This is a genomic window from Paenibacillus sp. FSL R5-0486, assembly GCF_037975155.1.
GTDB lineage: Bacteria > Bacillota > Bacilli > Paenibacillales > Paenibacillaceae > Paenibacillus > Paenibacillus amylolyticus.
The window spans coordinates 4710243-4722698 of the sequence record NZ_CP150237.1 but is presented as its reverse complement, the minus strand read 5'-3'; the positions used below and the strand labels follow the sequence as shown (position 1 = coordinate 4722698).

The following is a 12456-nucleotide window of genomic DNA, read 5'->3' as shown; positions in this document are numbered from 1 at the left end:
AAGGTATGGACGAAGAATAACGCAGTCCGCGTTAGCGCATGAACAGACCAGACACATCTTGGTGCAAGGTGTTCGTGTATCAAGCTAGGAAGGGGAATTCTCACTTGAGTATACGTTCTTTAAATGGAACAGATTTCACCGCAATGGTACTTGCCGGAGCGGAACAACTTGGACAGCATGCAGAGCACGTCAATTCCCTGAATGTTTTCCCTGTGCCGGATGGTGACACGGGAACGAACATGAATTTGACAATGAGTGCAGGAGTCGCAGAGATTAAAAGAAAAAGTTCTGCCTCCATCGGCGAAGCTGCCGGTATTCTATCGAAAGGCCTGCTTATGGGCGCACGGGGGAATTCAGGAGTTATTCTGTCGCAATTGTTCCGTGGTTTTAGTCGTTCAGCTGCTCCCTATGAGGAACTGAATACGCTCCAATTTGCAGCAGCCCTGCAGAACGGTGTTGACGCAGCTTACAAAGCAGTCGTAAAGCCCGTTGAAGGGACCATTCTTACCGTAGCCAAGGAAGCGGCGAAACATGCCAACTACTACGCAAGACGGACGAATGATATTACTGAATTAATGAATGAAGTTTTGTTAAAAGCAAAAGAAGCACTGGCAATGACTCCGGAATTACTGCCTGTACTGAAACAGGTTGGTGTTGTGGATTCAGGTGGTCAGGGGCTTGTATATATCTACGAGGGCTTTATGGAAGTATTGCTGCAAAGTGACGGAGGGAATCGTACTTCGCTGAACAAAGAAGTAACCCCATCCGTGGCAGCATCTGCTTTGAAACCGGCTGCACCGACAGAAGTGGATATCAAGAAGCCTGCACAGCAGGTGATTGCACCGGAGATGCCATTGTCTGCTCAGGCGAGACTGGAAACGGAAGATATTGAATTCCTGTATGATATGGAATTCTTCATTAATCGTGAGCTTGGAGAGAACGCAGGAGTGGCATTTGATGATGAAGCATTCCGGAAAGCGTTGTCAGTTAATGGAGATTCGATCATTATCATTGCCGACGATGAAGTCATCAAAGTTCATGTCCATTCCAAGACACCAGGCGATGTATTAAACCTGGCGCTGCATTATGGTGAGATTACACAGATTCATATTCTCAATATGCGTGAACAGCATCGGGATCTCCTGACAGCAGGCATGGACATTGCTCCATCACCTGAATTGTTTGCAGAGATCCCACCTGAGGCAGCGCGCAGTATGGAAAAGGCTGTGCTTCCTGCAGATGAGATGGCACCGTATGGTTTTATTGCGGTATCCTCCGGTGACGGTATTGCAGAGATCTTCCAAAGTCTTGGCGTTGATGTTGTTCTGTCCGGAGGACAGACGATGAATCCGAGTACTGAGGATTTTGTAAAAGCCGTTCGTTCCATTGCTGCGGAGCAGGTATTTATACTCCCGAATAACTCGAATATTGTACTGGCTGCCGAGCAGGCTCGTGAATTGCTTGAAGATGAGCGCCGGATTACGGTTATTCCAAGCAAGACCATTCCACAGGGAATGGCTGCTGCTTTTGCTTTCCAGGAAGATGAGTCTGCGGAAACAAACCGTGACCAAATGTTGGAGGCCATTAGCCGGGTGCAGTCGGGTCAAGTGACTCATGCAGTTCGTGATACGCAATATGATGAACTGGATATCAAGGCGGGGCACTATATCGGTATTCATAACTCCAAAATTGTAGCGACGGATGAAACCATGCTTCAAGCATGTGAAGGTCTGCTCAAACAGATGATGGAGAGTGGAGATGAAGTGGTGACGATCCTTGAAGGGGACGAAGCTGACCCTGAGGTTACTGCTGCCCTCGCTGCATGGCTTGAAGAACAGTATCCTGATGCTGAGGTAGAGGTACATCTTGGAGGACAGCCGGTGTATTATTATCTGTTCTCCGTAGAGTCCTAATAGCACTCTAGCGAAGAGGAGGAGAGTCATGAGCCACAAGGTTGCGATTGTAACAGACAGTACGGCAGATATTCCCGAAGAACTCATTCGCAAATACGGAATTCATATTGTTCCGCTACGTGTTCTGTTCGGTGAAGAGACCTATGCAGATGGCGTTGATCTGACTTCGGAACAGTTCTACGAAAAGTTGAAGAAGGTATCTGTGTTGCCAACAACTTCACAGCCATCTCCAACCGATTTCATGAATGTCTACCAATCACTTCTTGATGAAAACCCGGAACGCCCGATTGTATCGATCCACCTGTCATCCGGCATGAGTGGTACCTATCAATCGGCCATGCTTGGCAAGTCTTTGCTGGAGCGTGAGGGTGACATCACCGTGCTGGATTCGAAGTCAGCTTCGTATGGATACGGTCTGATGGTAGTACAGGCTGCTGAACTTGCCGAACAGGGCAAGTCAGCAGTCGAAATCGCTGCTGCTATTGAAGGGATGCAACAATCTCGCAAGTTGTTCTTTCTTGTAGATACTTTGGAGTATCTGCAAAAGGGCGGTCGGATTGGCAAAGCTTCAGCCATCTTGGGAACGTTGCTTAACATTAAGCCGATCCTGTCTATTGATGAAGAAGGCGTTATCTACGCAGTTGAGAAAGTCAGAGGTCATAAAAAAGCAATGGCACGCATTATTGAGCTGTTCCAGAAGGATCTTGCAGGCAAACGGGTGAACCTGGCGGTAGGTCATACCGCTGACCCGGGATCAGCGATCGCTTGTGCAGAGCAGCTACGGGGTCATTTTACACTGAATGAAGTGATCTATACCAATATTGGAGCCGTAATAGGCAGCCATGTTGGACCTGGTGTCATTGCGATCTTTATGTGGCCTGTTCCGGAATGAGGGATTAGACATGAAATTGGAAGAAATATCAGTTAAGCAAATTAACGGCGTGAGTGCTCTCAAAGAGGGAGAGCTTCACGCCTTTGGCATCTCTACTGTTAAAGACCTGCTTGAATATTATCCGTTCCGTTACGAGGATTATCGTCTGCGTTCACTTAGTGAAGTGAAGGATGGGGACAAGATTACGGTCCAGGGACAGGTGATGGGTATTCCTGTATTACAACGATACGGTAAAAAGTCCCGTCTTACCTGTAAGATCATGACGGAAGAGTGGATGATTACAGCCACCTGGTTCAATCGCCATTTCCTCAAAGAACAACTAACCCCCAATCGGGAGATTGTAATTACGGGAAAATGGGAACAAAAACGCATGCAGATGACCGTGACTGACTCGGAGTTCCCCGATAAAGGCGATGGGCGTTCAGGTACACTCCAACCTGTATATTCGGTAACTGGCAAGCTGACGCAACAATGGATGCGGAAAACGATCAATCAGGGATTAATTCAATTCGGAGATATGATTCCTGAGATTCTGCCTCAGTCCTTGATGAAGAAATACAGCTTGATGCCTCGTAAACAAGCGATTTCGGGAATTCATCGTCCACAGGACAACCGGGAAGGTCAACAGGCCAGACACCGGATGGTGTATGAAGAGCTGTTTCTGTTCCAGTTGAAAATGCAGGCGTATCGCGCGCTCAACCGGAATCGCATGGATGGTGTAGTGCATACCACGGACAATACGACGATTCGTGAGTTTGTACGCAGTTTACCTTTTGAACTGACAGATGCTCAGAAAAAGGTGGAGCTTGAAATTCTGCATGATATGCGTTCGCCCTATGCAATGAATCGGTTATTACAGGGTGATGTCGGATCGGGTAAAACGGTTATTGCGGCAATTGCGCTATACACGACTGTTCGATCCGGTTTCCAAGGGGCTCTGATGGTGCCTACGGAGATTCTGGCGGAGCAGCATATGCGCTCACTGCAAAAGCTGTTTGAACCGTTTGGAGTAACCGTAGGGCTGTTAACGGGCAGTGTAAATGGACGCAAACGTAAAGATCTGATCGCCTCATTGCAAATGGGCATGATTGATATTGTGGTGGGTACACACGCCCTGATTCAGGAAGATGTTTTCTTCCGTGATCTGGGTCTTGTGGTGACGGACGAGCAGCATCGCTTCGGGGTGAATCAGCGCAGCGTTTTACGACGCAAAGGATATAATCCGGATGTGTTAACGATGACGGCAACGCCTATTCCGCGGACACTGGCCATTACAGCTTTTGGGGATATTGAGGTATCCACGATCTCAGAGCGTCCGAAAGGGCGGATTCCCATCTCCACGTATTGGGTCAAACACGATATGATGGAGCGGGTGCTCGGTTTTATCTCGAGAGAAGTGGATCAGGGACGTCAGGCTTATCTGATCTGTCCGCTCATTGAAGAGTCGGAGAAGCTGGATGTGCAGAATGCCATTGATCTGCATGTGCAGATGCAGCAGAACTTTCCAAAATATCGTGTAGGTCTGTTGCATGGCCGGATGACGGCTGCGGAGAAAGAAGAGATGATGCGGGACTTTTATAGCAATGATATTCAGTTGCTTGTCTCCACCACCGTTGTCGAGGTTGGGGTCGATGTGCCAAATGCCACGTTGATGGTCATTATGGACGCGGACCGCTTCGGTCTCTCCCAGCTGCATCAGCTTCGTGGTCGGGTCGGTCGTGGTGCGCATGCTTCCTATTGTGTACTCATTGCTGATCCCAAGACGGAGGTTGGACAGGAACGCATGAAGGTCATGACGGAAACCGAGGATGGATTCGAGGTATCTCGTCGGGATCTGGATCTCCGGGGTCCGGGTGATTTCTTTGGTACCAAACAGAGCGGACTACCCGAGTTCCGTCTTGCCGATATGGTTGCCGATTTTGCTGTGCTCGAACAAGCCAGAGATGACGTGACCCATTTAATTGAGGATGCGACCTTCTGGACCTCTATGGACTATGCACCTCTGCGTGATTTCCTACAGCAACAGCAAGTATTCAAGGGTGATCTGATTGACTAAAGCTTGCCTTGATAGCTGGTTTTTCGTATTACCTTTGTAAAAAAAGACAAGTGTACAAGCCCTCCCGACATATGAATAAGAAGTGAGTTCATTCTTTTGGGAGGTGCTATGCGTTTTGGGTTATCAACAATATGGAATTAGTCCGCAGCTGGTGGAGCGGATCAAATTAAAGATGAAAAATCCCGCTGTCAAAGAGCGTATCAAAAAGTTGATTGATGGCGTGACCAAGTCTGATCTGCAAGATAAGGCCAAGGTCAGAAGGTTGGTCAAGTCTTCGGCAGTCATTTTGAATGAGAATTTCTCTCCGGCGCAGGAGGAGCAGTTTGTTGCGTTTGTGCTCGCGCAGAAGATTGATCCGAACAATACGTTTCATTTGATTAAGCTGTGGGGGATGTTTAGGTAGGGATTCGATGTAATGTGGGTGGAAAAAACATTCGTTTACACGAGGGCACTACGATGACAGAATAACCTTCCGAGCGCTGTTATCCCCGGATTTTCTGATTGACCCTTTCCAAGGGTAAAATCCGGTGATAAAGGCGCACGCTTCGCTTCTTTAGGTTATTTCTGTCCTCTCCGTTGTTGTGTAAATTGATTTATTTTACAAAACCAAATTACATCGAATGTTTATGAAGTAATTTTAGTGGGTGGGGCGTTCTATAAGTCAGGAAGATGACTTATGGAACGCCCTTTTGATTGAATAACCAGGGACAAGCCTTGTGGCAGTACTCGGTTGAATATTCGTTGTAGTTATCGAAATGACCCATGACCTGGCTTGTGTTACCGCAAAAACAAAATTTTCATTGAGTATGTTATGTTGGTTAAATCGACCATCTTAGTACTTGCGAGCTTCAAGGAATATGGGCTGATGGAAGAAGGCCAGTACCTGCCGAATGATCGATAAGAGCCACAACAACGAAAACAAGGAACTGGGCCATCATGCATGGCCTGGTTCCTTGTTTTTTGCGGTGAAGGATTTGTGTTGCTTTCGGTATTCCTCTGGAGTCCTACCGGTCAATTTTTTAAACACCCGAAAAAAATATTTTGGATTGTCGTAACCCAACTGTTTGGCAACCCGGTAGATTTTATCGTCTGTGCTCGTTAAGAGCTGCTTGGCTTGCCTGATCCGTAGTCTGTTTACGTAATCAGTGAAGTTCTCGGATGTCTTTTCTTTAAATAAATGACTGAGGTAACTCGGGTTCAGGTAGAACAGGGACGATACCCATTCCAGCGTTAAATCCTTGGTATAGTGATTATCGATATATGTCCTGACGTTGTCGATCACTTGATCTGATGCGTAGGGGTTGTCTTCCTTAAGCAGAAGAGCTGTTTCCGTCAGCACCTTTACCATGTAATGCCTAATGCACTCCATATCGAACGAGACGTTCAGGACGGCCTCCAAGCTGGAAGAGGCGCTACTGTTGCCTCCGTTCTGGATATAGTTACTCAGCAGCCGTTTGGTTTCCGTGATAATGTCTCTGCACTGCTCTTTCAGGTGGGCAAGCAAAGCGTCAGGCTGGCGTATGTAGAAAGCAAAGAAATCGGTGATGAGCTCTTCCACCTTCGGCACATTCCCGCTCTCTATAAAAAATAACAGTTCATATGTTCGAGCCCACTTCAGTTGATGTAAAGGAATTTGCTCCCGTGAAAATACGTAACATTTGCCAAAATCGGTAAAGGCTCGTTCGTCCAACGCAAGGATCGTTTGATGATGAGCTTCTCGGACCCCACCAATGCCTGTATGAGGCAAGCTGATCCCCACACAACAATCCGTAGTTTCAGATTTGGTCAAAATGATACTCGCAGTTTGTTCCGCCATTTTCTGCAAATCAAGCTGGCCTGAGTAATCCAGATCATGCATCAGGAAAAACAGTACCTGATCCGTTTGTGGATGAGGAATGTACAGGCCATTCGAAAAGGTAGGTAGTTGCTGTGCTGTAAGCGGTTGAGGACCATAAATCGTCAATAAAATGAACTGGTCAGATGCCATGATGGCGGCAAATTCCGCAGAGCGGAACACAGGTGTTTTGATGGATGAATGGGGAGCCAGCACATAATTCAGGAAGGCTTGCATGTCTGTATCCCTTTTCATCTGCTCCGTTTCTACTTCTCTTAGAACGACTTCCCGCTGAAGAGAGCGCTCCTGTTCGATGGATTGGATGGCTTGGTGAAGCGTACCGTGGATCTCGTCCCGGCTAAAAGGCTTCAGCAGGTAATTTACAACTTTCGCAGAGATTGCCTCCTGCATATAATCAAAATCGGTATGTCCGCTAATGACAATTAACTTAATGCGCGGATATTGCTGGCATACTGTCCTGATCAACAGCTTGCCGTCGACCTCAGGCATGCGCATGTCCGTAAAGATAATGTCCGGCTTGAACGATTCAATCAAAGCCAAGGCGTCTGCGCCGTTATCTGCTTCGCCTAAGAGTTCAAGCGAGTGCTCAAAATTCCCGATTTTTTTTAACAAACCTTTGCGGATCAAGGGTTCATCGTCCACAACGATATACGTGTACATCTCTTGGTCACCTCTTTTCCCAATTGGCCGGAATTTCGAGTGTAATTCGAGTTCCTGTATTCAAATCGGTATGAAACGAAAGGCCGTAATCCTCTCCGTAATACAAAGCAATTCGTGAATGCACGTTTTTGATGCCGATGCTTTGTTTATGCCTTTGACCAACGGCGATGAATTCAGGTGGCTGCTGGAGCAATTGTCGAAGTTCCTCCGCTTGTGTTGAGGACATGCCCACGCCGTCATCCCAGATCTCGAACACGATGCTGTCCCCCTGAAACAACCCGGTAATGGTAACGGTACCCTTCCCACGTTTGTTCTCCAACCCGTGATAGATGGCATTTTCCACGAGTGGTTGCAACAGAAGTTTCAGCATGCGACGACTCCGAATTTCCGGGTCCACATTCAGGTTGAACGCGAACTTGTCACCATACCGAATCTGCTGGATGGCCATGTAGTTTTCTACATGCTGAAGTTCTTCGCTGACCACGACCAGCTCGCTGTCCGTTTTGATGCTGTAGCGGAACATGTCCCCGAGTGACTTGGTCATCACCACAATACTCTCAACTTCTTCGATCTCGGCAATGCTATTAATCGACTCCAGCGTATTGTAGAGGAAATGGGAGTTGATCTGTGCTTCCAATGCCTTCATCTGGGAGTCCAGCATGAGGATTTTATTCTGGTAACTTTCTCGGATACGCGTATCGATGTCTTTCATCATTTTGTTGAACTCATGGTAAAGGATTCCAATCTCGTCGACTTGCCTTGTTACTTGAGGCTTGATGGTCACAAAACGATGAGATTTGGTTTTGCGCATCAGTTTGGTCAATTCGATGATGGGTTTGGTGATCAGGTTGGACAAGAAAAAGGAAAGTAGAAGGAAAATGACGGCACAGCTTACGGCCACGTATAACAGCAACTTTTGTGAGATGTTGTACTCCTCATACAGCCGATCCATAGAGATGTTGGCAATCACGTTCCAATTGCGGCCGGGAACTTTCTGGATTACCGTCATCATGTTATCTTGGATTGATTTGTACTGTGAACTGTTGCCGACTTGATGCGTTGCCGCAGCCAGAGTATCGGAGAGAGGAGTGCCAACTCTACTTCCGTCGCTGGAGTACAGGATCTCGCCAGCGTCGTTCGCCAGATATAGATTGGACAAGCTTGGTGCCGGATTACGTTTTAGACCGTCAAAAATGTTCATACTGCAATCCAGCATAAACACGCCTAGGAACTCGTTGTTGTTGGGATCGTAGAGGGCTCTGGAGAAGCCAATGGATTCCTTGGCGTTAATGATGTAAGGTTTGACGCCAACTTCACCAATATACAAATCGCCTTTGCGCTGGATCGTATCCAGATACCACTCATCGCGAAGTGCGACATAATCGAGGCGTAGGTCTGTGCCGCTACTGCCATAGCTTATCCATTTGCCATCAGGTGTGAAAAGGTACAAACCATTGATGTAATTGTAACCAAGCAGAATGTTTTCAAAGATCAGTTTCAATTTGCTGCGGATCATGAAGATTTCATATTGATCGTTGGTACCGTTCAACTTGATTAGTTCATCACTCACAGTGCTGTAAGCGGTTGCATTGGAAGACTGCTGAAGGAGTGTGACGGAGATCCGGTCGATGTTCTGCAAAATTTCCTCCATGCTCTTGACCGAATTGCCTATAGTTGTCGACGTCACGAGAGAGGTCTGCTCATTCACCAGCTTCGTGTAACTGCGATAGGAACTGACAGAAACAACGATAATTGGCACGATCGATACGAGGACGAGGACCAGAAAAAGTTTAGTTTTGATGTTGAACAGAATCATACGTGCTCCTCCCGCCATTTGTCAATTCTAAAAATAGTGCACCATACGAGCCAAAGCAAATGCACTTTTGCCCACCGTATGATGAGAATGTGCACAAAGCAAGAATAAACATGAATTGGGGGAATGACAAGATGAAAAAAAGAAAACGACTGTGGTCCCTAACTTTGGTACTGCTCATGATGTTTCTGAGCGCATGCAGCTCCAGTAGCGAGGAGGGGGGCGGTACGGATACCAATAACGGGAGTACAGATGATTCAGGAAAGCCAATTACGCTGACGATGATGCTTTCGGGAAACAAGGCATCCGAGGGAGAGGATTTTGAGCTGGAGACCTTGCCGCGCCTAGTCAAAGAGAAGTTCCCGAACATTAACTTGGAAGTACAAAAGTTGCCTGATGATCAATACAATACATCTGTTCGAACCAAGCTTGCGGCTGGACAGGGACCGGATATTTTCTGGATTTTCCCGAAGAATGCGGCTGGCGGTGTCATTGATTTTGCAAAGGCTGGTTTCGCTGCAGATCTGTCAGATCTGAAGTTCTGGGACAACATCAGCCAAGGAGCGAAGGAAGATATGTCCTATGAGGGTAAACCTTACGGGGTGGCCGAAGGTTTGGACTTCTTGGGCGTTTACTACAATAAGGAGTTGTTACAACAAGCGGGATATTCCGAGTTTCCGAAGGATTGGCCTTCGTTTCTGGACTTATGCCAAAAGTTGCAGGCAGCGGGCGTAACACCAATTGCGATGGGTGACAAGGACCCTTGGATGATCCAATTCGGTATGTATCCGATTGCGGCCAATGTCGTGTATCCGAATGAGCTGGATTTTGATGTCAAACTGCAGAACGGCGAAAAATCGCTGACTGATCCAAAGTGGGTTCAAACGATATCGAAATACAAAGAGCTCTATGATAACAACTACGTCGTTAAAAACTCGCTTGGTATTGGCAGTGCCCAATCTGCACAGTTGTTTATCGACGGGAAAGCAGCCATGACCTTTACGGGAACATGGGATTATGCCTCCATGACGTCCAAAGGCGCTACCGATTTTACTCGCGGATTCGCTTCATTGCCAGGTAACGAGCCGGAACAGCCGGTGTTTGTATCTGCTGCAACATCTGCCGGATACGCTTTGAACGCCAAATCGGCAAACCTGGATGCAGCCAAGGAAGTACTGAACTACCTGTTTGATGGTGAATCCGATCTGTTCAAAGCATTTGTGGAAGCCAACAGTTCCATCAGCGTCTATAAGGACGTAGAACTTGAAAATGAATTGTTCAAGGAAGTGAATGACAATTATCAACAAACTGGAAATTCCATCTACTTCAGCAACCAGATGTGGCCAGCAGGAGTATCGGACGTCATGCAAGCAAAGTTTGCCGAGATTATTGCTGGACAGAAAACAACACCAGAAGATGTGGCAAACGCCATGGAAACCAAGTTTAGAGAGCTGTGGAAAAACTAGAACAAAACGATGCTGTCTGCTGTAAAGGGGAGAATGATTGTCCTTCTCCCTTGCCGCAGGCCCTCTTGGAAAGGATGGAGCAGGATGAGCTCTACTGTAATGAAAAAGTCCATGTACTGGTTTGCTTTGCCGGCATTGATCTTCTACCTGACCTTCTGGATCTTCCCGATCCTGCGGTTGTTCCAGTACAGTATAACGGACTATAACGGGTACGCCCAAGCCTATAACTATATCGGTTTCGACAACTATAAGGAATTGTTCCGGAGCGACATCCTAGGCATTTCTTTAAAAAATACACTGATCTATACATTCGTCACCGTCATAGCTGGCAATATCATCGGTTTGGCAATGGCTTTGCTGTTAAATATGAAAATAAGAGGAACCGGGATTTACCGTTCCCTGGCGTATATTCCCACATTGTTCAGTGCGATTGTCGTCGGCTTTTTGTGGAGTTACGTCTATATGCCGGATTACGGGCTGATTTCTTCCTTTCTCGATAAACTGGGTATCGCAAATGAACTGAATTTCCTGGGTGATTACTCGACCGCGCTGTATTCTATTATCTTCGTGGAAATCTGGAAGACGATCGGAACGACAATGATTATCTTCCTTGCAGGACTACAGACTGTTCCAAGCGACCTTTTGGAGGCCGGACGGATTGATGGCTGCGGCTCATGGAGATTGCTGCGCCATGTGAAGATTCCATTACTGGCAACAGCAATTACAATCAACGTGACGTTAAGTTTGATCAATGGACTCAAAGCGTTCGACTTCCCGTTTATCATGACGAATGGCGGTCCCGGCACGGCTACCAACACGCTGATTTATACCATCTACAAGATGGCATTTACCGAACAACTCTTTGGTAAAGCTTCGGCTCTTGGTGTCATTTCCTTTGCCGTAATTATCGTCATTACCGCTGTTTTTGTCCTGAAAATGAACAAACGGGAGGTGTCGGCATGACGCTTCGTAAAGTTTTGGGGAAAGGGTCCGTTCAGGTCGTTGTGCTGTTGGTGATGGCGTTAAACCTGATTCCGTTAATTATTGCCTTTTCGACATCACTCCGAGATCCAAGCAACAACACAAATCCGCTGGTCCTGTTCCGGGAGATGTCCTTTGCAAGTTACAAGGCTGCCTTCGACCGCATGCACTTTCCGGAAGCGCTATGGAACAGCGTGGTGTTAACCGGCGTATCGGTCGTGTTCGTTGTCCTGTTTGCGGCAATGGCGTCCTACCCGATGGCCCGTTTGAAGACAAAGCTAAGTAAGTTCATGTATTTGTTTTTTTTGTCCGGACTTGTGGTACCTGCGCAAATGGTATTGATACCGATCGTGCAAATGATTAATGCGCTTCATATCCCAACGAATCAATATACGCCTATTTTCATGTTCATTACGTGCAGTCTGCCGTTTTCAACTTTCCTGTACACGGGCTTCATTCGAAGCGGTGTGCCTGAGGAGGTAGAAGAAGCGGCGCACATCGACGGGGCGGGATTATTCCAACGGTTCTGGACCGTCGTGTTCCCCTTACTCATTCCGGTAACGGTTTCGGTCATTATTACGCAAGGTGTCTGGATCTGGAACGATTATTTCTTCAATATGATCTTTATTTCCAGCGCAGGAGATTCACCGTTACCGCTGGCCATGCTCGGATTTTTGGGCGATCAGCAAAATCCCACGCAGTGGAATGTCCTGTTTGCAGCGTGCTTTCTGTGCGCGCTACCGTTGCTGCTGGCGTTTCTGTTCCTGCAAAAATATTTTATCGGTGGTATGACCGTTGGGGCGGTCAAAGGATAAGGAGG

Annotated in this window: 9 protein-coding genes; 7 read left to right on the top strand and 2 right to left on the bottom strand. The window is 47.2% G+C overall.

Annotation, left to right across the window (positions count from 1 at the left end):
• Nucleotides 1–104 precede the first annotated feature (104 nt).
• From MKY01_RS21025 to MKY01_RS21010, 4 genes are all read left to right on the top strand, one after another.
• Nucleotides 105–1913, top strand: coding sequence for a DAK2 domain-containing protein (locus tag MKY01_RS21025; RefSeq protein WP_339283404.1), 1809 nt, complete (start codon nucleotides 105–107; stop codon nucleotides 1911–1913).
• Between the two features lie 28 nt (nucleotides 1914–1941).
• Nucleotides 1942–2805: a DegV family protein gene (locus MKY01_RS21020; RefSeq protein ID WP_339283403.1), complete on the top strand. Its 864-nt coding sequence runs from the start codon at nucleotides 1942–1944 to the stop codon at nucleotides 2803–2805.
• Between the two features lie 10 nt (nucleotides 2806–2815).
• On the top strand, nucleotides 2816–4861 hold the full coding sequence (gene recG / locus MKY01_RS21015) for an ATP-dependent DNA helicase RecG (RefSeq protein WP_036674906.1): 2046 nt from the start codon (nucleotides 2816–2818) through the stop codon (nucleotides 4859–4861).
• 115 nt (nucleotides 4862–4976) lie between these two features.
• The gene (locus MKY01_RS21010; protein ID WP_339283400.1) at nucleotides 4977–5264 is read left to right on the top strand and encodes a stage VI sporulation protein F; all 288 of its coding nucleotides are present in this window, start codon (nucleotides 4977–4979) and stop codon (nucleotides 5262–5264) included.
• Nucleotides 5265–5795: 531 nt separating this feature from the next.
• On the opposite strand, the gene MKY01_RS21005 is transcribed toward MKY01_RS21010, so the two are convergent.
• Both MKY01_RS21005 and MKY01_RS21000 read right to left on the bottom strand, forming a co-directional pair.
• A complete protein-coding gene (locus MKY01_RS21005; protein WP_339283399.1) occupies nucleotides 5796–7376 on the bottom strand; it encodes a response regulator in 1581 nt (526 codons plus the stop codon).
• 7 nt (nucleotides 7377–7383) lie between these two features.
• Nucleotides 7384–9192, bottom strand: a complete 1809-nt coding sequence (locus MKY01_RS21000) for a sensor histidine kinase (RefSeq protein WP_339283397.1) — start codon at nucleotides 9190–9192, stop codon at nucleotides 7384–7386.
• Nucleotides 9193–9323: 131 nt separating this feature from the next.
• On the opposite strand from MKY01_RS21000, the gene MKY01_RS20995 reads away from it, so the two are divergent.
• The 3 genes from MKY01_RS20995 (at nucleotide 9324) to MKY01_RS20985 (ending at nucleotide 12451) form a co-directional block, all read left to right on the top strand.
• Nucleotides 9324–10655: an extracellular solute-binding protein gene (locus tag MKY01_RS20995; protein WP_339283395.1), complete on the top strand. Its 1332-nt coding sequence runs from the start codon at nucleotides 9324–9326 to the stop codon at nucleotides 10653–10655.
• Between the two features lie 84 nt (nucleotides 10656–10739).
• Complete coding sequence (locus tag MKY01_RS20990) at nucleotides 10740–11618, top strand: sugar ABC transporter permease (RefSeq protein WP_036614579.1); 879 nt, start codon at nucleotides 10740–10742, stop codon at nucleotides 11616–11618.
• On the top strand, nucleotides 11615–12451 hold the full coding sequence (locus MKY01_RS20985; protein WP_017687468.1) for a carbohydrate ABC transporter permease: 837 nt from the start codon (nucleotides 11615–11617) through the stop codon (nucleotides 12449–12451). The genes MKY01_RS20990 and MKY01_RS20985 overlap by 4 nt, the downstream gene beginning before the upstream one ends.
• Nucleotides 12452–12456 lie beyond the last annotated feature (5 nt).

Excerpts from the sequence above, each read along its gene's own strand:
- MKY01_RS21020 (WP_339283403.1), top strand. The coding sequence starts at position 1,942 with ATGAGCCACAAGGTTGCGATTGTAACAGACAGTACGGCAGATATTCCC.
- recG (WP_036674906.1), top strand. The coding sequence starts at position 2,816 with ATGAAATTGGAAGAAATATCAGTTAAGCAAATTAACGGCGTGAGTGCT.
- MKY01_RS21005 (WP_339283399.1), bottom strand. The coding sequence starts at position 7,376 with ATGTACACGTATATCGTTGTGGACGATGAACCCTTGATCCGCAAAGGT.
- MKY01_RS21000 (WP_339283397.1), bottom strand. The coding sequence starts at position 9,192 with ATGATTCTGTTCAACATCAAAACTAAACTTTTTCTGGTCCTCGTCCTC.
- MKY01_RS20995 (WP_339283395.1), top strand. The coding sequence starts at position 9,324 with ATGAAAAAAAGAAAACGACTGTGGTCCCTAACTTTGGTACTGCTCATG.
- MKY01_RS20990 (WP_036614579.1), top strand. The coding sequence starts at position 10,740 with ATGAGCTCTACTGTAATGAAAAAGTCCATGTACTGGTTTGCTTTGCCG.
- MKY01_RS20985 (WP_017687468.1), top strand. The coding sequence starts at position 11,615 with ATGACGCTTCGTAAAGTTTTGGGGAAAGGGTCCGTTCAGGTCGTTGTG.